The organism is Rhizobium yanglingense (genome assembly GCF_977109285.1).
Genome location: NZ_CDSAWY010000002.1, coordinates 582,035 through 604,541 on the forward strand (window position 1 = coordinate 582,035; position 22,507 = coordinate 604,541).

17 protein-coding genes and 3 pseudogenes are annotated in these 22,507 nt (G+C 60.5%); 8 read left to right on the forward strand and 12 right to left on the reverse strand.

Annotation, left to right across the window (positions count from 1 at the left end; genetic code table 11):
* The first annotated feature begins 92 nt into the window (after nucleotides 1-92).
* On the forward strand, nucleotides 93-1,379 hold the full coding sequence (locus tag ACW4PC_RS04235; protein WP_455872908.1) for a phosphotransferase family protein: 1,287 nt from the start codon (nucleotides 93-95) through the stop codon (nucleotides 1,377-1,379).
* 724 nt (nucleotides 1,380-2,103) lie between these two features.
* On the opposite strand, the gene ACW4PC_RS04240 is transcribed toward ACW4PC_RS04235, so the two are convergent.
* Both ACW4PC_RS04240 and phaC read right to left on the reverse strand, forming a co-directional pair.
* A complete protein-coding gene (locus tag ACW4PC_RS04240) occupies nucleotides 2,104-3,165 on the reverse strand; it encodes a tlde1 domain-containing protein (RefSeq protein WP_455872909.1) in 1,062 nt (353 codons plus the stop codon).
* 446 nt (nucleotides 3,166-3,611) lie between these two features.
* A complete protein-coding gene (gene phaC / locus ACW4PC_RS04245; RefSeq protein ID WP_455872910.1) occupies nucleotides 3,612-5,447 on the reverse strand; it encodes a class I poly(R)-hydroxyalkanoic acid synthase in 1,836 nt (611 codons plus the stop codon).
* Nucleotides 5,448-5,601: 154 nt separating this feature from the next.
* Here phaC and ACW4PC_RS04250 point away from each other — a divergent pair, with 154 nt between their 5' ends.
* From ACW4PC_RS04250 to recJ, 4 genes are all read left to right on the forward strand, one after another.
* The gene (locus tag ACW4PC_RS04250; RefSeq protein WP_455872911.1) at nucleotides 5,602-6,018 is read left to right on the forward strand and encodes a hypothetical protein; all 417 of its coding nucleotides are present in this window, start codon (nucleotides 5,602-5,604) and stop codon (nucleotides 6,016-6,018) included.
* 222 nt (nucleotides 6,019-6,240) lie between these two features.
* Complete coding sequence (locus ACW4PC_RS04255; RefSeq protein WP_092587198.1) at nucleotides 6,241-7,458, forward strand: LL-diaminopimelate aminotransferase; 1,218 nt, start codon at nucleotides 6,241-6,243, stop codon at nucleotides 7,456-7,458.
* Nucleotides 7,459-7,525: 67 nt separating this feature from the next.
* Nucleotides 7,526-8,848, forward strand: coding sequence for a homoserine dehydrogenase (locus ACW4PC_RS04260; protein WP_455872912.1), 1,323 nt, complete (start codon nucleotides 7,526-7,528; stop codon nucleotides 8,846-8,848).
* 175 nt (nucleotides 8,849-9,023) lie between these two features.
* Nucleotides 9,024-10,826, forward strand: coding sequence for a single-stranded-DNA-specific exonuclease RecJ (gene recJ, locus ACW4PC_RS04265; RefSeq protein WP_455872913.1), 1,803 nt, complete (start codon nucleotides 9,024-9,026; stop codon nucleotides 10,824-10,826).
* 12 nt (nucleotides 10,827-10,838) lie between these two features.
* On the opposite strand, the gene rfbA is transcribed toward recJ, so the two are convergent.
* The 5 genes and pseudogenes from rfbA to ACW4PC_RS04290 form a co-directional block, all read right to left on the reverse strand.
* The gene (gene rfbA, locus ACW4PC_RS04270; protein ID WP_455872914.1) at nucleotides 10,839-11,708 is read right to left on the reverse strand and encodes a glucose-1-phosphate thymidylyltransferase RfbA; all 870 of its coding nucleotides are present in this window, start codon (nucleotides 11,706-11,708) and stop codon (nucleotides 10,839-10,841) included.
* Nucleotides 11,709-11,719: 11 nt separating this feature from the next.
* Nucleotides 11,720-12,607 carry a dTDP-4-dehydrorhamnose reductase gene (gene rfbD, locus ACW4PC_RS04275; protein WP_455872915.1) on the reverse strand — a complete coding sequence of 296 codons (888 nt, stop codon included), beginning with the start codon at nucleotides 12,605-12,607 and terminating at the stop codon, nucleotides 11,720-11,722.
* Between the two features lie 2 nt (nucleotides 12,608-12,609).
* Nucleotides 12,610-13,666: pseudogene (gene rfbB, locus ACW4PC_RS04280) on the reverse strand (dTDP-glucose 4,6-dehydratase).
* A gap of 6 nt (nucleotides 13,667-13,672) precedes the next feature.
* Nucleotides 13,673-14,252: pseudogene (rfbC, locus tag ACW4PC_RS04285) on the reverse strand (dTDP-4-dehydrorhamnose 3,5-epimerase).
* Between the two features lie 21 nt (nucleotides 14,253-14,273).
* A complete protein-coding gene (locus ACW4PC_RS04290; RefSeq protein WP_455872916.1) occupies nucleotides 14,274-16,253 on the reverse strand; it encodes a glycosyltransferase family 1 protein in 1,980 nt (659 codons plus the stop codon).
* Between the two features lie 199 nt (nucleotides 16,254-16,452).
* Here ACW4PC_RS04290 and ACW4PC_RS04295 point away from each other — a divergent pair, with 199 nt between their 5' ends.
* Nucleotides 16,453-17,661: a DegT/DnrJ/EryC1/StrS family aminotransferase gene (locus ACW4PC_RS04295; RefSeq protein WP_455872917.1), complete on the forward strand. Its 1,209-nt coding sequence runs from the start codon at nucleotides 16,453-16,455 to the stop codon at nucleotides 17,659-17,661.
* A gap of 116 nt (nucleotides 17,662-17,777) precedes the next feature.
* On the opposite strand, the gene ACW4PC_RS04300 is transcribed toward ACW4PC_RS04295, so the two are convergent.
* Genes ACW4PC_RS04300 through ACW4PC_RS04310 form a run of 3 tightly spaced genes read right to left on the reverse strand, consistent with a single transcriptional unit; the run spans nucleotide 17,778 to nucleotide 19,965 of the window.
* Nucleotides 17,778-18,626, reverse strand: a complete 849-nt coding sequence (locus tag ACW4PC_RS04300) for a Gfo/Idh/MocA family protein (protein ID WP_455872918.1) — start codon at nucleotides 18,624-18,626, stop codon at nucleotides 17,778-17,780.
* Nucleotides 18,623-18,994 carry a Gfo/Idh/MocA family protein gene (locus tag ACW4PC_RS04305; RefSeq protein WP_455872919.1) on the reverse strand — a complete coding sequence of 124 codons (372 nt, stop codon included), beginning with the start codon at nucleotides 18,992-18,994 and terminating at the stop codon, nucleotides 18,623-18,625. Before ACW4PC_RS04305 ends, ACW4PC_RS04300 begins: the two co-directional genes overlap by 4 nt.
* Entirely contained in the window at nucleotides 18,991-19,965 is a 975-nt protein-coding gene (locus ACW4PC_RS04310; protein ID WP_455872920.1) for an ATP-grasp domain-containing protein, read from the reverse strand. Before ACW4PC_RS04310 ends, ACW4PC_RS04305 begins: the two co-directional genes overlap by 4 nt.
* 553 nt (nucleotides 19,966-20,518) lie before the next feature.
* Here ACW4PC_RS04310 and ACW4PC_RS04315 point away from each other — a divergent pair.
* Both ACW4PC_RS04315 and ACW4PC_RS04320 read left to right on the forward strand, forming a co-directional pair.
* Nucleotides 20,519-20,851 carry a hypothetical protein gene (locus ACW4PC_RS04315; RefSeq protein WP_455872921.1) on the forward strand — a complete coding sequence of 111 codons (333 nt, stop codon included), beginning with the start codon at nucleotides 20,519-20,521 and terminating at the stop codon, nucleotides 20,849-20,851.
* A 19-nt stretch (nucleotides 20,852-20,870) separates the two neighbouring features.
* Nucleotides 20,871-21,347 (forward strand): hypothetical protein, encoded by a 477-nt coding sequence (locus tag ACW4PC_RS04320; protein ID WP_455872922.1) that lies wholly within the window; start codon nucleotides 20,871-20,873, stop codon nucleotides 21,345-21,347.
* A 41-nt stretch (nucleotides 21,348-21,388) separates the two neighbouring features.
* Here the strand turns inward: ACW4PC_RS04320 and ACW4PC_RS04325 are convergent, their stop codons facing one another.
* Nucleotides 21,389-21,580 carry a hypothetical protein gene (locus ACW4PC_RS04325; protein WP_455872923.1) on the reverse strand — a complete coding sequence of 64 codons (192 nt, stop codon included), beginning with the start codon at nucleotides 21,578-21,580 and terminating at the stop codon, nucleotides 21,389-21,391.
* A 133-nt stretch (nucleotides 21,581-21,713) separates the two neighbouring features.
* Nucleotides 21,714-22,376, reverse strand: a pseudogene (locus tag ACW4PC_RS04330) (fatty acid desaturase); the annotation flags it as partial.
* Nucleotides 22,377-22,507: the final 131 nt, after the last annotated feature.

Sequence of the window (22,507 nt, forward strand, 5' to 3'; positions counted from 1 at the left end):
AAGAGTGCATTGGCCGTGATTACGAGGCGGCGTTGCCAGTGCTCCCGAATTGCATATCTTGCCGCGCTGCCCGATGATCGACGAAAGCCACCATGACAACGGAAAAGTTAGATCAGTTCCGGGACATCATTCTCAGCGAGTATCCGGACTTGGCCGCATCGACGTTCGAGCTCGCCCCGGTAGGCTGGGATTCGATCGCTGTTGACGTGGATGACCGGCTGATCTTCAAGTTTCCCCGCAATGAGGTCGCACAAAAGGCGCTTGTGAAGGAGGCCGCACTGCTTGCTGTCGTCCGGCCCAGGGTCTCAATGGCCGTCCCGGAGCTGCGCATTTTCGAGAGAGGCCGGCACCTGTTTTCTCTTCATGAGAAGCTGAAGGGCGAACATCTGCTTACGGCCGAATATGACAGGCTGCCGGAGGATGCGTGCCAGCGCCTTGGCGATGCATTGGGGCAGTTTTACACCGAGCTTCACCGGCTCGACAAGGAGCAAATGGCCGATGCCGGCGCCGCGCCAATCGGCGCATGGCAAAGCCCTGCAACGCTTCGCGGCAAAGCAGTACCGGCCCTTCCGGTCGATCTTCGTGGCGTGGCAGAGGATATCATCGCAGGATTCGAGCGGCTTCCGCCCGATCCCCACGGGCAGACCTATGGCTTTTTCGACGGCCATGGATGGAACATGGCTTTCGACCGTGTGCGAGGCCGCCTCAACGGCATCTACGATTTTGCTGATTCCGGCTTTGGTCCGGTCCACCAGGAGTTCATCTATTCGAACTTCATATCGCCGGATCTCACCGAGCGGATCGCTGCGGCTTATGAAAAGGCGTCGGGCCGGACGCTCGACAGGCGCCGTATCGCGATCCTCACCGGTATTCATAGGCTATCGGAACTGGCAGAGCTGCCGGACGATTCCCGCCATACTCCGGGCAATGACCCGCCATACCGTGATATGGCTCGAGACGATGTCGGGCCGCGGTTTCGCTGCGAGCTAATGGCGAAGGAGGCGGCGGAGACGATTTCAGACAACGGAACCAAAGAACCGAGCCGCGATGCTGGCGACTTCGTCGTGAATAGACCGCCGATCGATGCCGTCGGCATCCGTGAAAATGTCCGGTGCCATTTTCCTGCCTTGAGGCGTCGGTTCCGGCACAAAAACGTAATGGTCAACTCCGCCTTTGAGAATATCCAGCCCAGCGCCCGGCAGATTGCTGTGCAGCCAGCTGCAGCACTCCTGCGCAGGCGCGATGGTATCCGCATCACCGCCGACAATTCGAACCGGCTTTGCGATCCGCTTCAAGCTCTCGGCCGAAAATCCCAACACCGAGCGGCCAGGCGCAAGGACGAGGGCAGCATCAAATCGAGGGTCGCTATAGTCGTTTGATCTGCGGCTCCACGACTCGCGAAAAACGGCGCTGCGCTCCAGCAGGGGAGATATGTGGTCCGCCAGATCGGGAAACTCCCTCGGTCCACGGTGCGGGCTGTTGATCGGGTTTGCAGATTCAAACTGGGAATAGGCCACGCGTGCACCCATCAGCAACATAGCCGTGTAGGCACCGGCGGAAAAACCAGCGACGCAGGCATGAGCGCTGATCATTCCGCCCAGTTGCCTTCGCCAGCTGCGATCGTCGAGCATTGCACTTATGTCGCTTGCCCGTTCCCAGAGGCAGAGGAAGCCTTCCGGTCTATGGGGTTCGGCACCGGTGTGGCCGTGATGATTGACCGCAAGGGCGACGAAGCCCCGCTGCGCCAGGCGATGGGCCAGCCATTCGAGACCGGCGGCAACTCCCCCGGTGCCATGAGAGAGCAGCACGAGGGGATGGGGCCTCGCTGCCGGTTTAAGAGCCGCGTCACGCGCAACAGGCTTCAGCCAAAACCAAGATGCGTCAGATACGGGCGTCTCGACTGCGCCGTCATCCGCAGGATACCAGGCCGCCCAGGAAAGAGGCCGGGGGCCGCTACCCTCCCAGTTCGTCCTCTTCGCATCAAGGCAGAGGCCCTTTGCAAAGCCCACCGGCATCGCATTGCTCCAATTCGCCAGCTATCCCGTCGCGTCCTACTTTCGCAAGAAGATGGACCAAAATCCATCCGGCGAGGCGAGGCGGTGCTTAGCTTCGTTTCGAAAACAGCGATGCGAGACTTGGACGTGGAGAGGGCGGGTTTTTCAGGCGCGGCACGACCACGAGGCGTTTGACCTCGCCGCGCTTGAAGGCGGCAAGGAAGCGGCGGTAGTCCTTGAACGAAACGCATCCGTTGGAATCGCCACGCTTGCCGAGCATGTAGGTGTGGGCGAGCAGGCCGACGCGACCGTGGATCTTCTGCGGGCCGCCGACGGGATGGAGGCGAATCGCCTCGACGCCATGGAACAGCGCTTCGCGCATGGCGAGGTCATAGGTGTGCGGCGGGGTTGGGCCGCGCATTTTCTTGTCGGCGTAGCGCGGCTTGTCGCGCATGCCGCCGAGGCCGGAATGGGCTTCGAGCTTTTCGCCGTTCGGCAGATAGACGATGCTGGCCTCGATATCGTAGATCGCCACCCCATTGCGGGCGCTCGGCATCAAGGCCGGCTTGGCGAATGCCGGCATCTCCTCGTCGTCATCTTCCGTTCGCGCATAGGCAAGAGCCGGTCCGGCTTCGGGCACGTCGATCTTCGGCTTGCCGGGGCGTGCCATCGGCAGCGGAACATCGGTGCCAGGCGCCAGAACGAGGCCGAAAGGCTCGTCGGACGTTGCCGTTTCGGCCGAGGCGGTTTCGACAGGAGCGACGGGTATCGGCTGGGCGGAAGGAAGCGTTGCCGCAAGCGCGAGGCTTGACGCCGGTTCAACCGGCTTGGCGGAGGCGGTCCGGATCGAATAATCAGGTGCCGGAAGGGCCGCAGGCGCGGTGACCGCCGGAACAGGTGCGGCGCTTGCAAGCACCAGTGCCTGCTGCTTCAGCGCTGCGGCCATCGCCGCGCTGTTGTTGCGCATGGCAAGCAGCGACAGGCCGCGGCGCTGCAAGAGGGCGACTATATCCTTGGAGGATTTCGGCGAGAGTTCGGCAACCATGCGGTCCGAAACCGTCGTCTTGCCCGGAAGGCGCGAGAACTTGCTGACGCGGATCAGCGGATGCGCAGGCGTGGCAACATGCGGAGCCGGCTTTTGGGCGATCGCGACAGCTGCGGGTTGCGGCATGGCGGAGGTGTGCATGGCCGCGATAGAGGCAATCGTCCAGGCGGACAGAGTGACCGCGAGACCAATTGCAGCAGTTCCGGATATGAGCCGGAGGGGTCTGGCTGAGCGAAAAAAAGCCCAGCCGAAAGGGTTGACGCTTTCATGCGCCTCAACAGCAAACGCCATACTACTCGGTTTCCCAACGCGTCACATTACCGGCGGCTTACGCGGAACGCCCCCGCCGGAGCCGGTAATGAAGCAAGAGGGCCAAAATGAGGCCCCGATGCGACTTGCCGACTACCGGGAAGCATGACGCACTATGGTAACTAATTCCTTTACGGGATAATCTGGCTGGCCGAAATGGCCCGGTTTGCCGGTTTTTGCGATGCGGGAACAAAGGCGCTGGCGCCGTCGCCGGCGAGCCTCATCGCCTTTGAATGAACGCGTTTGCCTTGCGAGGCGTGCCGTTATGTCCGCTCCATGACGTAGCTGCCCGGTGCTTCCTCGATGGCGTTGAGCGCCGTGCCGCCGGGTTTGCGCGCGGGCACGCGTTTAGCGTCCTTGGCTTCGATCCAGGCGTGCCAGTGCGGCCACCAGGAGCCGGGATTTTCCTCGGCTTTGGCAAGCCAGGTATCGTAATCGCCCCTGGTCGGGCCGCCGGTCCAGAACTGGTATTTCTTCTTGTCGGGCGGGTTGACGACGCCGGCGATATGGCCGGAGCCGGCCAGCACGAAATCGACTTTTCCGCCGAAGAACCGGCTGCCAAGGAAGACCGAATTCGCGGGCGCGATATGGTCTTCGCGTGTCGCCAGATTGTAGACCGGGATCTTCACGTCCTTCAGCGATACGGTCTTGCCGCCAAGCATCATTTCGCCGGCAGTGAGCGCGTTCCTGAGATAGCAGTTGCGCAGGTAGAAGGCGTGGTTGGCGGCCGCCATGCGGGTGGAATCGGCATTCCAGAAGAGGAGGTCGAAGGGCATCGGCATTTCGCCCTTCAGGTAGTTGTTGACGAAATAGGGCCAGATCAGCTCGGAGGCACGCAGCATGTTGAAGGCAGTTGCCATCTTCGAGCCGTCGAGATAGCCGGTCGCCTGCATATGCGCCTCGAGTGCTTCCAGCTGCTCCTCATCGACGAAGACCTTGAGGTCGCCCGCATGGGTGAAGTCGACCTGGGTGGTGAACAGCGTCGCCGTCTTGATGCGCTTGTTTTTCTCCTTGGCGTGCAGAGCCAGTGTTGCTGCAAGCAGCGTGCCGCCGACGCAATAGCCGACGCTATTCACATCCTTTTCATCGGTGGCCTTCTCGATCGTTTCCAGCGCGAAATCGATGCCCTCGCGGGCATAGGCCGTCCAATCCTTCCCGGCATGGCGGGAATCAGGGTTCACCCATGAGATGACGAAGACGGTATGGCCCTGGTCGACGCACCATTTAATGAAGGATTTCTGCGGGTTGAGGTCGAGAATATAAAATTTGTTGATCCACGGCGGGCAGATGAGGAGAGGGCGCTTCAGCACCGTATCCGTGGACAACTCGTACTGGATGATCTGGCAGATGTCGTTCTGCGCGATCACCTTGCCGGGGGTCAGCGCCATGTCCCGGCCGACGGCGAATTTGGTCATGTCGGTTTGGCGCAGTTTCAGGTCGCCGCGGCCGGCCGCGATGTCCTCTGCCAGCATCTTCATGCCGCGCACCAGGTTTTCGCCGCTGGTCGCGATCGTTTCGCGGTAGAGCTGCGGGTTGGTGGCGACAAAATTGCTCGGCGAAAGGGCAGCGGTGATCTGCTTGACGTAGAAGCTCGCCTTATGCCTCGTATGCTCGTCGAGCCCCTCGGTCTGGGCGACGATCTTCTCTGCCCAGTCGGCGGTGATGAAATAGACCTGACGCAGGAAATCGAAGAAGGGGTTCTTCTGCCAGTCGGCGTCGGAAAAGCGCTTGTCCTTGCGCTCCGGCTCGGGTTCGCCAGCCTCGCCCTGCAATCGTTGCATCGAGCGCATCCAGACGCCGAAATAGCTGCTCATCAGCTGTGTTTGCGCCTCCAAAGTCCGGCGCGGATCGGACATCCAGTATTCGGTGACCTTGGAAAGCGTCTTGACCATGTCGGTCATCGGCGCGCCGAGCCGGTCGTTGATTTCCCCGCTTTTGCGCGGCGCAAGCCAGACGGAGGCCGCCTTACCGAGGTTTTCCAGGGCGCGGGCAATGTTCACCGCCATCGCCTCCGGATCCTTCAGCACGTAAGGATCGAGATTCGGTTCGAAACCCGCGGTTTTCGTCTTCCCGCCATTTTCCTGCTTGCTGTCGGTCACGCGTCTCCTCCGGCGGCAGCAATCCTCTTGCAAATCTTGTTGTACATCGTCCCGGATCGAGAAAACAAGTTCAACGCAAGCGCACTCGTGCTATTGCTTTGTTGCTGCGACAAATTTAACAGTCGCTGAGGCTTCAGGATTTGGAAGATCTGGCATGACGACGAACGGCATCTTAGGCATCGCACTCGCAACCCGCATGGCACTCGCTGCCGCGGCCGCAGCGATGACGCTTGCTGGATGCGCATACACGCCGGAGCAGAAGGCGGCCGCCGCGGCGCGGCGCGCGCCTCCGACGGCCGTCGTCATGACGCCGACCAAGGGCGAGGAGCCGGCACAAAGCAGCCTTGCCCATTATCCGGACGGCTATCCGAGCTTCGGCGCGCCGCTGACGGCAGCAAACGCCCAGATGAGCAACGAGGAAGCCGCAAGCTTGGGGCAGAAGCTTTCGGGACTCCGCGTCCAGCGCAAGGCAGGCACGATTTCGGAAGCCGAATATCAACGGCGCGTGGCCGAATATCGCAAGCTTGCCGCCGAGCACGGCACAGACGCGCTCTCTGCAATCGGCAATTAAGCCTTGCCTTTCAGGCGATTTGGACGCAAAGCCTTCCGCAGCTGGCGGGAGACGCAATTTTCCCGATAATACGCGTCTGTCGCGGCCTTTCGTCAAAGAATCGCCGCGGGACGAAAGTCTGATGAATACGGCGTTTGCGATTGTGAAGTTCGTGTCGCAGGCAGCCGGGAACAAACGAGCTTCGAGCGCGGTCATGCTGGCCGCATTTCCATGGGGAAAGAGATGGAAGAATTTCACAAAGTCCGGCGTTTGCCGCCTTACGTTTTCGAACAGGTCAACCGTTTGAAAGCGAGCGCGCGAGCGGGCGGCGCCGATATCATCGATCTCGGCATGGGAAATCCGGATCTCCCCACTCCAAAGGCGATCGTCGACAAACTGTGCGAGGTCGTTCAGGATCCGCGCACGCACCGCTATTCCTCCTCCAAGGGCATTCCCGGCCTTCGCCGGGCACAGGCCGCCTATTACGCCCGCCGTTTCGGCGTGAAGCTCAATCCGGATACGCAGGTCGTCGCGACCCTCGGCTCGAAGGAAGGCTTCGCCAACATGGCGCAGGCGATCACCGCGCCGGGCGACGTCATTCTCTGCCCGAACCCGACCTATCCGATCCATGCCTTCGGCTTCTTGATGGCGGGCGGTGTGATCCGTTCGATCCCGGTCGAGCCGGACGAGAACTTCTTCCAGCCGTTGGAGCGGGCCGTGCGCCACTCGATCCCGAAGCCCCTAGCGCTGGTCCTCAACTATCCGTCCAACCCGACGGCCCTTGTCGCGACGCTCGATTTCTACAAGGATGTCGTTGCCTTCGCGAAGAAGCACGACATCATCGTGCTGTCGGACCTCGCCTATTCGGAAATCTACTTCGATGGCGAGCCGCCGCCGTCCGTCCTGCAGGTTCCTGGCGCCATGGATGTCACCGTCGAGTTCACCTCGATGTCGAAGACCTTCTCGATGCCCGGCTGGCGCATGGGTTTTGCGGTTGGCAACGAGCGGCTGATCGCGGCCCTGACGCGCGTCAAGTCCTACCTCGACTACGGCGCCTTCACGCCGATCCAGGTAGCGGCGACGCATGCGCTGAATGGCGACGGTTCCGACATCGCGGAAGTCCGCAACGTCTACAAGCGCCGCCGCGACGTGATGGTCGAGAGCTTCGGCAAGGCCGGTTTCGACGTGCCGCCGCCGGCAGCCACGATGTTTGCCTGGGCGAAGATCCCGGAAAAGTTCCGTCATCTCGGTTCGCTGGAATTCTCCAAGCTGCTCGTCGAAAAGGCCGATGTCGCGGTCGCACCGGGCGTCGGCTTCGGCGAGCAGGGCGATGATTACGTGCGTCTGGCGCTCGTGGAGAACGAGCATCGCATCCGCCAGGCCGCCCGCAACATCAAGAAGTTCCTGTCGACGGCCGACGAGACGATGCACAACGTCATCTCGCTCAACGCGCACCGCTGATATCTTCACACTTCAACGGCAGCCGCTTTTTGGCGGCTGCCTCTCATAAAACACGCAGGATCGTTCCATGACAGACGCCCTCAAAATCGGCATTGCGGGCCTTGGCACCGTTGGTGCTTCGCTCGTCCGTATCATTCAGAGCCGCAGCAACGAGCTTGCTGCCACATGCGGGCGGCCGATCCTGATTACGGGCGTTTCGGCTCGCGACAAGACCAAGGACCGCGGCCTTCATCTTGCCGGCGTCGAGTGGTTCGACCGGCCGGAAGACCTGGCTGAAAAAGGAGACATCGACGTTTTCGTCGAGCTCATTGGCGGCGCCAACGGCCCGGCCAACAGTTCGGTACGCGCCGCTCTCGAACGTGGTCTCCATGTGGTGACGGCCAACAAGGCGCTGCTTGCCTATCACGGCGTCGAACTGGCGATGATCGCGGAAGAAAAGGGCACGCTGCTGAATTTCGAAGCGGCCGTGGCCGGCGGTATTCCCGTCATCAAGGCGCTGCGTGAATCGCTGACGGGCAACACGATTTCGCGCATCTACGGCATCATGAACGGAACCTGCAACTACATCCTGACCAAGATGGAGAAGGAGGGCCTCTCCTTTGCAGATTGCCTGAAGGAAGCACAGCGTCTCGGCTACGCTGAAGCCGATCCGGCCTTCGACATCGAGGGCAATGATACGGCGCACAAGCTCTCGATCCTGACGACGCTTGCCTTCGGCAACCAGATCGCGGCTGACGACATCTACCTCGAAGGCATAACGAATATTTCGATCGAGGATATCCATGCGGCGGCCGAGCTCGGCTATCGCATCAAGCTGCTCGGCGTCGCACAGCGCACCGATACCGGCATCGAACAGCGCGTGCACCCGACCATGGTGCCTGTCGATTCGGTCATCGCCCAGGTGGACGGCGTCACCAATGCCGTGGCGATCGAGTCCGATATTCTCGGCGAACTGCTGATGGTTGGCCCGGGTGCCGGCGGCAATGCGACGGCATCCTCGGTGCTTGGCGATATTGCCGACATCGCCAAGAGCCAGCCTGGCGCGCAGCGCGTACCGGTTCTCGGCCATCCGGCAAAGGCGTTGGAGTCCTACCGCAAGGCCCGGATGAAGAGCCATGAAGGCGGCTACTTCATCCGCCTGACGGTGCTTGACCGCACCGGCGTTTTTGCAAGCATCGCGACGCGCATGGCGGAAAACCACATTTCACTGGAATCCATTGTGCAGCGGTCGCAGCAGCACCTGGCGCCGTCGCACCACCAGACGATCATCCTCGTCACCCATGCGACGATGGAGGATTCCGTGCGCAAGGCTGTTGCTGCTATCAAGGGCGAAGGCTACCTCGTCGGCGAACCGCAGGTGATCCGCATCGAGCGTCCCAAAGAAGATTGAGCACCCGTCTTCCTTAAAAGAACTGATGAGCGAGGCGGCCGGGGCTGTCTCGTCCACAGCTAACATGCGCCTTGGCGTTCAAAATCGTTGTGTGCTCCACCAAAGCCACATAAATCTGCCGACAGCGCCCCGGTCCCGGGGCGGTGACAAGCGATGGGCGATCAGAGGGGGCGTTGTGGATATAGCCGCCGATCCGGTACAGCGGGCGTTCCTGGGGGTGGAGAAATCCGTCCTCGACAACCGCTGGGTGTCGCGTCTGGATCAGGCGGGGCAGAACCGCGCGCTTGCCATATCCCAGGTGCACGGCCTGCCGGATTTGATTGCGCGCGTGCTTGCCGGGCGTGGCGTCGGGGTCGACGAGGCCCTGGAATTTCTCGATCCGACGATCCGCAGTCTAATGCCTGATCCCTACACGTTGACGGATTGCGAGAAGGCGGCCAGACGCCTGGTCGAGGCAATCCGGCGCGGCGAGAACGTTGCGATCTTCGGCGACTATGACGTCGATGGCGCGGCTTCCTCGGCGCTGATGTACCGTTTCCTCACGCATTTCGGCGTGAAGGCCAGTATCTATATTCCCGATCGCATCTTCGAAGGCTACGGACCCAACCCGGCGGCGATCAATCAGCTGATCGACAACGGCGCGCAGCTGATCGTGACGGTCGATTGTGGCTCGACCAGCCACGAAGCTCTGGGGGCTGCCGAAAAGCGGAATATCGACGTCGTCGTCATCGATCACCACCAGGTGACACATGATCTGCCGCACTGCCATGCTCTGGTGAATCCGAACCGCGAGGACGATCTTTCGGGGCAGGGGCATCTCTGCGCTGCGGGTGTCGTCTTCCTGGTGCTGGTGGCGGCGCTGAGGCTGCTTCGCGAGGCGGGCGACAAGCGAATTCCAAAGGTCGACTTGCTGCAATGGCTGGACATCGTGGCGCTGGCGACGGTCTGCGATGTCGTGCCGCTCAAGGGCCTGAACCGGGCCTATGTCGTCAAGGGCCTGGTCGCCGCGCGCCACCAGAGCAATGCCGGGCTCACGGCACTTTTTCGCAAGGCGGGCCTTTCCGGGCCGGTGACGCCCTATCATTTCGGCTTCCTCATCGGTCCGCGCATCAATGCCGGCGGCCGCATCGGCGACGCGGCACTCGGCAGCAGGCTTCTGACGCTGGACGATACCGGCGAGGCGGAGGTCATCGCGCAGCGGCTGGACGAGCTCAACCGCGAGCGCCAGGCGATGGAAGCGGCGATGCTGCAGGAGGCCGAGGCGGAGGCGCTTGCCGAGTATGGAGACGGCGAGGGCGCTTCGGTGATCGTCACCGCACGGGACAAATGGCATCCGGGCATCGTCGGCCTGCTGGCTGCGCGGCTGAAGGAGAAATTCAAGCGCCCGGCCTTCGCCATCGCCTTCGACCCGTCGGGCCGCGGAACGGGCTCCGGCCGCTCGATCAACGGTTTCGACATGGGCAGGATGGTGCGCGCGGCGGTCGACGAAGGCCTGCTCCTCAAGGGCGGCGGACATGCGATGGCTGCGGGCTTGACCGTCGAGCGCGAAAAGCTCGGAGCCTTGCGCAACTTCTTTACAGAACGTGCCGAAAAAACCGTGGCGGCGTTGGTCGCCAACGAAACGCTGAAGATCGACGGCGCGATCGGCGCCAGCGGTGCCACGATCGAATTGATCGACCGGCTGGAAACGGCCGGGCCCTACGGCTCGGGGCATTCGCAGCCGATCTTCGCAGTGCCCGCGCATCGCCTGCGCGACGCGCGGATGGTCGGCGAGAAACATGTGAAGGTAACGCTTGAGGCGATGGACGGCTCCCGCCTCGACGGCATCGCTTTCCGGGCCGCGGACACCTCGCTTGGCAACCTCCTGCTCAATTCCCGCGGGGCGAACCTGCATGTCGCGGGAATGCTGGGCGCCGAGCATTATCAGGGCGCGCGACGCATCCAGCTGCGTGTCTGCGACGCGGCGCCGGCGCGGTAGTCACCGAGCGGCTCACCAGTCGGAGGAGAGCTTCGTCAGATATTGACCGTAGGCGCTCTTGCCGAGCCTTTCGGCGAGCTTGGCGAGGTCATCCTGCGAGATGTATCCCATCCGCCAGGCGACTTCCTCGGGACAGGCGATCTTGAAGCCCTGGCGTTTCTCCAGCGTGCTGACGAAACCTGCGGCGTCGAGCAGGCTGTCCGGTGTGCCGGTGTCGAGCCAGGCATAGCCTCGGCCCATCAGTTCCACGAAGAGCTGTCCGCGCTCGAGATAGGTGCGGTTGACATCGGTGATTTCCAATTCACCGCGCGGTGAGGGCTTCAGATTGGCGGCGATATCGACCACCTGCTGGTCGTAGAAATAGAGGCCGGTCACCGCCCAGTTCGATTTCGGCTCATCGGGCTTCTCCTCGATCGACAGCGCATTCATGTTCGCATCGAAGCCCACGACGCCGTAGCGTTGCGGATCGGTGACGTGATAGGCGAAGACTGTCGCGCCTTGAAGGCGGCTCGTGCCGGATTTCATGATCTCCGGCAGGCCGTGGCCATAGAAGATGTTGTCGCCGAGGACGAGTGCCGAGGTGTCGCCATGCACGAAGTCGGCGCCGATGATGAAGGCCTGGGCGAGGCCGTCCGGGCTTGGCTGCACCGCATAAGTCAGCGAAATGCCCCATTGCGATCCGTCGCCGAGAAGGCGCTTGAAGGCTTCGACGTCATGCGGCGTGGTGATGATCATGAGGTCCCGGATGCCGGCGAGCATCAGCGTCGTCAGCGGATAGTAGATCATCGGCTTGTCGTAGACCGGCATCAGCTGTTTCGAGACGGCCTGGGTGATCGGGTGCAAACGAGTTCCGGTACCCCCCGCGAGAATAATCCCCTTCATCCATATCTCCCCTAAAAGCCTTTGTTAAAAATGACTTGCATGACAATCCTCATGGATTGCTTCCAGTCCGGTAGGCGGATTCCGTATATCCTGGCGAGCTTGTCGCCGCTGAGGCGTGAATTGGCGGGACGCTTCGCCGGGGTCGGATAGTCCGCCGTCGTGATGCGCTCGACGCGAATGCTCTTGCCGCCGGATTTGTGAAGTTCGCCGAAGATCTCCTCGGCGAAATCCGCCCAGCTCGCTTCGCCGCTGCCGGTCAAGTGAAAGGTGCCGCGGAGCGATGGTGCCGGGTCCGTGACGAGACGGGATGCGATCGCAAGGATCGCCTCGGCGATGTCGAGCGCAGACGTCGGGCATCCGGTCTGGTCGGCGACGACGCTGAGATGATCGCGCGTCTCGGAAAGCCGCAGCATCGTTTTCAGGAAATTGGCGCCGAAGGGCGAATAGACCCAGGCGGTACGCAGGATCACGTGATTTGGGTTTGCCGCCGCCACGGCCCGTTCACCCGCAAGCTTCGACTGCCCGTAGACGGAGATCGGTCCGGTCATATCCTCTTCAGTGTAGGCTGACGGTTTGTCGCCACGAAAGACATAGTCGGTCGAAATGTGGATGACGGGCACACCGATCCGCGCGGCAGCTTCGGCAACCGCCGCAGCACCTGCCGCGTTGACGGCAAAAGCGAGGTCGGGCTCGCTCTCGGCCCTGTCGACCGCCGTATAGGCGGCAGCCGAGACGATGACATCGGGATGCACGAGCGAAAAGGCGGCTGCAACGCTGGCGGGGTCGGCAAGGTCCATTTTCGGACGCCCGACTGCGATGATTTCGACGCCCTTCTCGGCGCCGCGTCTTATCAGCGACTGGACGGCCTGGCCCTGTTTGCCGGTGACGGCAATGCGCATCGCTATCGCCCCTTGAAGACGCCGAGGCGTTCGCCGGAATAGACGTTTTCGCGCAGCGGCCGCCACCACCATTCATTTTGGAGATACCAGTGTACGGTCTTCTCGATGCCGGTTTCGAAGGTCTCCTCAGCCTTCCAGCCGAGTTCGCCTTCGAGCTTGGAGGCATCGATCGCGTAGCGTGCGTCGTGTCCGGGGCGGTCGGTGACGTTGGTGATCAGCTGGGCATGCGGGCCATTGTCCTTGTAGACATAGTCGAGGATGGCGCAGATGCGCTGAACGACATCGATGTTCCGGCGCTCATTGCGGCCGCCGACATTGTATTTTTCGCCCGGGCGGCCTCGGGAGGCGATGGTGTAGAGCGCGCGGGCGTGATCTTCGACGTAGAGCCAGTCGCGGACATTGGCGCCGTTGCCGTAGACCGGCAGCGGCTTGCCTTCCAGCGCATTCAGGATCATCAGCGGAATGAGCTTTTCCGGGAAGTGGTAGGGACCGTAGTTGTTGGAGCAGTTGGAGACGACGACCGGCAGGCCGTAGGTGCGGTGCCAGGCGATCGCCAGATGGTCGCTTGCCGCCTTGGAGGCGGAGTAGGGCGAGGACGGATCATAGGGCGTCGCCTCCTCGAAAAGACCCTCGTCGCCGAGCGAGCCGTAGACCTCGTCCGTCGAGACATGCAAGAAGCGGAAGGCACTCTTTCCACGGGCGTCAAGGCCCTCCCAATAATGCCGCGCGGTATCCAGCAGGCTGAACGTCCCGACGATGTTGGTCTGGATGAAATCGACCGCGCCCGAGATCGAGCGGTCGACATGGCTTTCGGCGGCCAGATGCATGACGATGTCCGGGCGGAAGGAGGCGAATGATTCCTCGGATCTTGGCGCGGTCGCAGATGTCGGCGCGCAGGAACTGGTAGTTCGGCGCCGATTCGACGGACGTCAGTGATGCCAGATTGCCGGCATAGGTCAGCTTGTCGACATTCAGCACCTCGGCGCCGATATCGCCGACGAGATGGCGCACCAGTGCCGATCCGATGAAGCCCGCTCCGCCCGTGACCAGTATGCGCATCGTCGATCAATCCTTGGTTTGTTTTGCTGAATAAGAAAAGTGGTTAGGCAAGTCGGCGAGCCTCGGCAGCGTCCTGTCCTTGTCGGACAGCACCATGGCTTTCTCGTCGACCGGCCAGCGGATGCCGATCGCCGGGTCGTTCCATGCAATGCCGCGATCATGCTGCGGGTTGTAGGGAGCGGTCACCTTGTAGTTGATGACACTGTTGGGCTCGAGCGTGGCGAATCCATGCGCGAAGCCGGGCGGCACCCAGAGCTGCGTGCCGTTTTCCGGCGAGAGCTCCTCGAGAGAGCCAGTTGCCGAAGCTCGGTGAGCCGGTGCGGATATCGACAACGACATCCATGATCCGGCCGGCAATGCAGCGCACCAGCTTGCCCTGTGCGAAGGGCGGTATCTGGAAATGCAGTCCCCTGACGGTGCCGGGCTCAGCCGAAAGCGATTCATTGTCCTGGATGAAGGTGACGTCGGCCACATTTTCTCGGAACCAGGCATCCTTGAACACCTCGGAAAAGTAGCCGCGGTGATCACCGAAGCGTGGCGGCGTGATCGCGACGATGCCCTCGATGGTCGTGGTCTCAATACGCATGACGCACCTTTTCTGCGGTTTTCATCGAGCGTTGGCCTCCATGACGCTCATCAGCATGTCCGCCTGCGAGCGGCTTTGCATTGCCGCAAAACCCTTTGCGGCAATGGTAACACGCTCATCGGCATCTGCGATCAGCTTGTGGCAGCGATCGATCATGGTTTCATAGGGCTCGATCGCCAGACCGCCGATGAACGGCTGGAGGTCCGGATCGCGGATGTCGCCTTCGGTCAGCACGCAGACGCAGTTGGCGAGCAGATAAGAAATGCGCACGATCTCGAAGACGCCGCTCGCATAATGATGGATGTTGATGACGATCTTGGCGCGGGCAATGGCCGCATCGCGTTCCGCACCATAGATGTTGAAGAGATGTGCGACCTTCAGCCCGCCCTGTTCCAGAGTCTTCAGGATATGGTGGCGGCGCTCGTTCATCGAGCCGTAAAAGAGCACGTCGATGTCCTTGACGGGGGCGTGCTTTATCTGGCTGAGGCAGCGGCTGTAACCGATTTCGAGGACGCCGGCGTGTTCGATGCCTTTTGCGGCGAGGTTTTCCCGGTTGCGCGGGCTGTAGTCGAGAACCGGCAGCGACTTCAGGATCGAGGTGTAGCGCGAATTGATCCAGATGCTTTCTTCGGAGACCTGCTCGAGATTGATGACGACGCTGTCCTTCGGTAGGTGTCCGACGATTTCGGCAGGGAGAAGATTGCCCCCGTAGATGATCGGCGCGCGACCCGCGAAAGCGTTCATGTCGCGGACGATCGGTGCGGAGCCACCGAGTTCCTCGAAGGCACCCTGCAGGCCGAGCGCGACCTCGTCGAAGGCGTGGCTATGGTTGTACTTGGCGGGTGTCACGATCCAGATGCAATGACGGTCCTTGTGCGCCTGCCATCCGCCGGCAAAGGGCGCTATTGCGTTGCGAAGTGGCTGCTCGATCTTCGGTGCGGCAGGCGCCACGGGCATTTCTGCATGTCCCGCTTGCTGCTTCGCCGGAGCGGTGCCAGAAGGCTGCGGAGCATCGGCGCGCATCAATTCGCGGCCACCGATGAACTGGCCGCGCGGCATCCAGGCCGGCGGGTCGTCGGCGCCCCAGATGAGATGCGGCTGCTTGATCAGCGGCTGGCGGCCCTCCTGCCAGGAAGTCAGGAGAGCTTGGTCGCGGCTTTGCAGAAAGGCTTCCTTGGCGGCGAAGAGGCTATGCAGCATGCGGCCGAGGCGGACGCCGAACTTCCACTCGAAATCGGCGACTGTCGGTACGAAGGCGGTGATCTTCAATCCGGAGGCGGCCGCCTCCTGGACATAAAGCCCGAGCAGACGCTCGATCACGAAGGGACGCATATTCGCATTGGCATCGCGTGAATAGCGGGCCGCACCTGCATAGGCGGTGCCCGCCGCCGTGCCGAGACGGGCTTCGTTTTCCAGCGATTCGAGAATGCGTTCGCAAAAGGCGAAATACCCGGACCAGAATTTCCGGTTGCCGCAGAAATAGTTGCAGAACATGAAGGCCGTCTTGTCCTGCGGCGTCGCGATTGGATGACCGAGCTTCTGGATATGCAGGAAGATCGGTTCCATGCCGGGATGACCGCCGAGCAGAGAATGTTCCCAGACATTGCTGTAGATTGCCGCATGGCCGATCAGCGGATTGTAGAGATAGGCATCCGCACCTTCCGCCCTGGCCCTTTCCGCCTCGGTGACGAAGGAGGGGAAGCTGGTGACGGACTTCATCTCGAATTTGCTGGAAAGGAGCCCCCAGAACACGTCGTCGCCAAGGCCGATCGCCTCGTGATGGTGATGCAGGATGCGGAAGAGCTCGTATTCGCGGGTCGAAGCCTGCGTATTGAATGAGATGTCGAGCGGCACTGCGGCTTTGTCAAGCTGGCCGCGCTGCGAAGGATCGAGATAAGGCTGATAGATAATGACCGATCCGGTGCTGGCAGCTTTTTCCGTGAGAAACGCCAGATCAGGAAGGCCGGCCGGCAGAGCGGAAATGGGCTGATTGATCGTCAAGGCATGGTCCTTCGCGCATGGCTGCCGTCTCCGTGATTTACGAAACGGCATTCGGGCTTGTTTGGGTGCCGATTATTGGACGTGAAGCTTGCGCCACACTGTTCGCGAGGACTTTCGCTGGTCAGCCTGGGAACAGGTTGAAGCATGATGTTGGACCAAGCCCACTTTGCGCGATATGCCCAACCTCTGGACGGCGGTCATGAAAAACGAGAAGATCTTTGTAACGAGGCCCAGTCTGCCGCCGCTCGAGGAATTCATTCCATCGCTGGAAGCGATCTGGAACAACCGCATCCTGACCAATGGCGGACCATTTCATCAGCAATTGGAGCAGGAACTCTGCAGCCATCTCGGCGTGAAGCATATCAGTCTGTTCTCCAACGCCACCGTTGCGTTGCTGACTGCGCTTCAGGCACTCCGCATCACTGGCGAGGTCATCACCACCCCTTATTCCTTCGTGGCCACCTCGCATTCGCTTCTCTGGAACGGCGTGAAACCCGTCTTCGTCGATGTCGATCCGGTGACGCTCAATCTCGATCCGGCAAAGATCGAGGCGGCGATTACGCAACAGACGACGGCGATCATGCCGGTGCATTGCTACGGCCACCCTTGCGACGTCGACGCGATCCAGAAGATCGCCGATCTCTACAATCTCAAGGTCATCTATGACGCCGCCCATGCCTTCGGCGTGGAAGACGAGCGGGGAAGCGTTCTCAACCACGGCGACCTTTCCGTCCTGAGCTTCCATGCGACGAAGGTCTTCAACACATTCGAAGGCGGAGCGATCATCTGCCCGGACGCAAAGACGAAGACCCGGATCGACCAGCTGAAGAACTTCGGTTACGTCGATGAAGTGACCGTGGTGGCGCCGGGCACGAACGGCAAGATGAGCGAATTCAACGCCGCGCTCGGCCTGCTGCAACTGAAATACATCAAACTCGCGCTCGAACGCCGCGAGGTGATCGACCGCGCCTATCGCGAGCGGCTTTGCGGCGTTGCAGGCATCGAATGCCTGGACCGTTCCGGCGAGACCGTCTCCAACTTCTCCTATTTCCCGATCCTCGTACGCCCCGGCTATCCCATCTCGCGCGACGGACTGTATGAGAGGCTGAAGGAGAACGGCATTCACCCGCGCCGCTACTTCTATCCGCTGATTTCGAGCTTCTCGATGTATCGCAGTCTGCCGTCCGCGCAGCCATCGAACCTGCCGGTCGCAACCGAAGCCGCCCAGCAGGTGCTCTGCCTTCCCATTTATCCGGACATGGAGATGGAGATCGTCGATAAGGTCTGCGCTGCTGATCGAGTTCGGCCTAAGAACGACGATATTTCGACTGGCGTCTGGCGGCTAAAGATCGAAAGGCCTGCGGCGCGAGATCGCGCGCAATTGACCTCATTTGTTTTCAGACGTTGAGAGCAAGCTCTGCCTCAGCGATTGGCGCCGTGATGAAAATTGCTATTCATTGGCGGCTGGTCATGCCGAAGCGGCGTGACCATTGATCACGCCGCTTCCGGTTATAGGGCGCTTGGCTAGAGAGCCAGTTGCGGAGCCCGGATTTCGACCCGTTCCGCAACCGAGCGACGTACGCCTTGCGGCTCAATCTCGACCCAGCGGTTTTCAAGTCGGGAGCATTCGATTGCTTCCAGCAGCCGCAGTCCTTCCTCCGCCTCCTCGAGTTCGAGCACGTAGGGATGGGGCAGGCGTGTGGTCTTTGCCTTGCATTGCAACAGGGCATCGGCAAGGTCGGCATAGTAATTCGCGAAGGCTTCTATGAAGCCTGACGGATGGCCTGCCTTGAAGCGCTCATAGCGCGTATCATTGGCGATCATGATGTCCGGGCTGGCGCGATCGAGGATCTGCTTGCGGCCATTGCGGTCGTAGAAATAGGCGACCTCGGGGACTTCCTGGTGCCATTCGATCGATGCCTTGGAGCCGTAGAGCCGCACACGCAGGCCGTTGCGTTGCCCGAGCGCGGTCTTGCCGTACCACATGCTGCAGTGTAGGCCGCCGGCACAGCGCACGAGCGCGTGGACATTGTCGAGCACCTGCGGAAAGTTGCCGAAACTCTGGCTGGTTGCGCAGACTTCTTCCGGCTTCCGCTGCGTCAGGAAATATAGAAGCGAATGCACATGAACGCCGAGATCGAGCGAGACCGTTGGCACGACACCGTCGTGCAAGCGCCAATCCTGCGGTGTCATCGGCGTCCCGTCGCGACGGAAACGGAGGAAGGTCTCCTGCGGCATCTCGATATGGATCTGCTGCAGCTCGCCGAAAATGCCGTGCTCGACCATGCTGCGGATTTCGCGAAGCATGGGATATCCCGTGTAGTTGTAGGTAACGGCCAGAAATGCTCCGTTCGCGCGGGCTCCGCCGATCATACGGGCTTCTCGGCGCTCGAACCGGCAAGTGCCTTCTCGCAGATCACCGAGACGCCCGCCTCGAGCGCTGCGACGACCTGCTTCGTATGCTGCTGCGTGGGCGTAAGCACGACAAGGCCGTCGATATTGCCGGCCTCCTTGGCAAGCAGGGTATCGAAGTCGGCATGGCAATGCTCCGGCAGGATGCGATACTGCCGTGCCGTCTCGCGATTGATGTCGTCGTGGCGGCTGAAGCAACCGGCGACGAGGTCGAATTTCTGATCAAGCTCGATTGCATCGCGATGGGCGCGACCCACGGCAGAATTGACGGCGCCGCCTAGAAAAGCGAGGCGCAGCTTCTCCGGTACTCCCTGTCTTGAGCGGATCATGCGAGATCTCCTTGCATCGTTTGAAGCGAAATGAATGTCTTGAAGTCCGGCGTCACCTTCAGCATCTCGTCGCGCGTCTCGAAGCGCGCATAGAGGATGGCGAGCTTGTCGAACGGCGCCGAGTTCATCGGCTTGCCGGTGGTCTTGAGCTGCGCGATACGGACATCGGATGACGGAATGGAGTGCGAGAAGGAAAACGGCGTCGACGGCGTATCGGAGGTGATGGTGTGGCGACCGAAGAACAGTGGCGGCTCGAAGCGCGGCGTGACCGAGAATGCCTCGCCGAGCAACAGCGTTATGACGAGGTCGGCATAATCGATGCCAAGAGACTGGTCGAGGAGCGAGCCATAAAGATCGCCGGGGCAGCGCCGCATGCATTCGATGATCCAGACATCGTCGCCATTCGACAAAAACTGGGTGTGGATCAGGCCGTCCTGCAGTCTTAGCAGCTTGACGACGCGCGCCATGATGGCTCGCGTCTTCGAGCGAACGGTTTCGAAAAGGCGTGAGGGATGGTTCGATGAATTGACCTGGTACGGATAGACCGTGCAATATTCATCGACGAAGACGTCGAACGCGATCTCCTGATCCTTGATGAAGGCGGAATGGCTGTGCAGGCTGCCTTCGATGAATTCCTCGATGACGACCTCAGCAGAGCGCGAGTTCCGTCGGGCGTCGGCGACGGCGGCGGCAAGTTCCGTTCGGTCGAAAACCTTCGTGACGCCGCGGCCGCTGAAACTGTCGCTCGGCTTCACCAGCAGCGGATAGCGCAGCGACCCGGTCTCGATTGGCGTATCGCCCTGCAGGCGCACGGAGCGGGGGGCAGGGATGTCGTTTTGCTCGGTAAAGCGACGGAATGCCTGCTTCGTGTGAATGATCGTTGCGGTTTCCATCGAATTGAAGCGCGGAAAGCCGAGTTTTCCGGCAACGAAAGTGGTCGACATGTAGGCGACGTCATTGCCCGTCGGCACGATGAAGTCGATATTGCTGTTCTCGACGAGGGAAAAGCAGCGCGTTCGGATCGCCGTAATCTATGAAATGCGATTGATCCGCATGCGCATGGCAGGGTTCATCCGGCCGGTTTCCGCAAACCGAAATATGCAGGCCGCGCCTTTTCAAAGCGAATAGAAGAGGAACTGCGCTGAAGTTACTGCCGACGAGCAATGCTCTCTTGGTCATTCTCAAATCCATTCCACGCATCCCTGGATGGGTCAGGTGCGCTGCACATTGGCCTGTTGGAACGGCACAGCCCGTAACGGGTGTGCAATCCCACTTCGTCCGTTTTCGATATGCGAAGACAAAACGGACGCGATAGCGAGAATGATAGGATGCGGGCGTTACCTGAGGCTTGCCGCCTGGAGGGCTCAGCGGGGTCTGTGTTCAACCCCGTATCGCTGCCTTGTTTGTGGGAAGCAGATCGGCCGCCTTGTTAAGCCGAGTACCATCTCATACGCTTTTAGCCGTGATTCCAACGTCCGCATCGGCCAAAGGTGCAGACTGCAGCTGCGAAAGAATAACTGCGCAATGAATGAAAAACTGCCTGATCTGATTGAAGGCGAGCGTATCTTCTTCCAAGGCTTTGATGAAATTCCCGGCGCGACAATGGAGATGCGAGAGCAATGGCGCGCGGAAACGATTCTTCAGCGAAGAAGACGCGTGTCGTCGGAGATCTACGACCTGCTTGGCGGGGTGGTGAAATACGGTCCCTTCAAGGGGCTTTCGCTTGCGAAGAACAACTGGTGGGCGGCGGCCATCTTCGGTCGATGCTCTTGGGCCTCTATGAGAAGGAAATATTGGATTTCCTGTTCTCCGAAAGATTGGCTGGCTTTGAGAGCTTCGTCGATGTCGGTAGCCTGATGGATACTATGCGATCGGCATGTTCTGGTCGAGCCGGCTGAAAAACGCCGTCTGCTTCGAGCTGAGCGAGGAAGGGCAGCGCACCATTGCATCGAATGCCGAGTTGAATTCCGTGTCGGACAGAATCGAAATATTCGGCGCCGCAGACAAGCTGTTTTATGAAAAGCTCAGCCATCTTGATCTGGCGAAAACAGTCGTCCTCGTTGACGCCGAGGGTGCGGAATTCGAAATCTTCGACGACAACTCTTTGGCGGCCCTCAAACAGGCGACGATCGTCATCGAGATCCACAATTGGGTTGAGGATTTCTGGGACAAATACACGCGTTTCCTCACCTCGGCCGCAGCGCTGTTCAATGTCGAATTCATTGCTCCTGCCGTCAGGGATCTGACGCAGTTTCCGGAATTGAACGATTTCACCGACGACAACCGCTACCTCATTTGCTCCGAGGGGCGGCCAAACGTTATGCGCTTCATGGTCTTGACGTCCAGGGGCTGATTGCGCCGACAGGTTGGAGCGCACCAAACGCTCCAGACCTGTCATTCAGGCATGGCATTGCCTTCCAATTTTGCCGATACTCCGACCGAGCTCCAGAAGTCCCGGGTGAAGAGATAGCCGAATTCCTTTTCCTCGCGCTCCATTTTGAGCTTGGCATTCAGGATATCGTGCAGCTTCGGCAAATTGTAATAGGGAACAGACGGCAGCAGGCGGTGCTCGGCGTGGTAGTTCATGTTGGCATAGAAGAATGCGCACTCGGTGCCGGCAGATTGACCGTTCTTGAAAAAGAAGCGCGCTTTCGTCCTTGTGGTCGTCAAAAGCCACGTGTTGCGCAAGCGCCAGGACGCGATTCGGGAGCGATCCGACGAACGGCGTGACGAAAAACATGAGACCCAGCGCAGGCGACCGCGTCACCAGGAAAAACAGCATCAGGCAGATCGTGTTGAGCGCAAGCATAGAGATCGCATCGGACTGCGCCGCGCGCCGTTCGGGGGGCATCAGTTTCAGTCGGATGCCCTTGCCGAAATACGCTTCGTAGCCGAAGGCATTGCAGAGTGCATAGAGGATCCGCCTGCAAAGGCTTTGATAATCAAGCAGGACGAGCCGCGCTGCGCCCAGCAAGTCGAGCGGAAAATCGCGATAGATTTCGCTGTCATCCTCATGGAAAGTGGAAGCGTGGTGGAACTGATGGCTTTTTTCGAAATAGCTCGGATTGTTCCAGGTCACATAGGAAAACAGCTTGAAGAACAGGGTGTTCAGCCATTTCCTGCTGAAGACCTTCTTGTGAAACAGCTCATGGCCGATGCCGGCGTAGCCGGCTAACTGCCATAGGACGGCGTTAATATAAAAGGCTGCGAAAGCAAGAGCGGGATAGGCGCCTTCCCATGCGCGGACCATCGCGAAGCAGGCCGGCATGGATGCCGATCCTGAGCGCGAGGTGGAGAAGCTGATCCGGTCGTTCGGTGCCGTGAGTTCCCGGAACTCGTCCTTCGTCAACAGGCTGCCGATTTTGATCTCGCTAGCACCCATGATCAGAGCTCTATGTTGACCAGCGCAAAGGCCACAAGGCTGTTTGCGACATGGAAGACCACCTGCGATTTCGAGAACTCCGCCAAATACTCGGTGACGTCCCCGTGGACTGAGAAATTGGTTATGCCAAG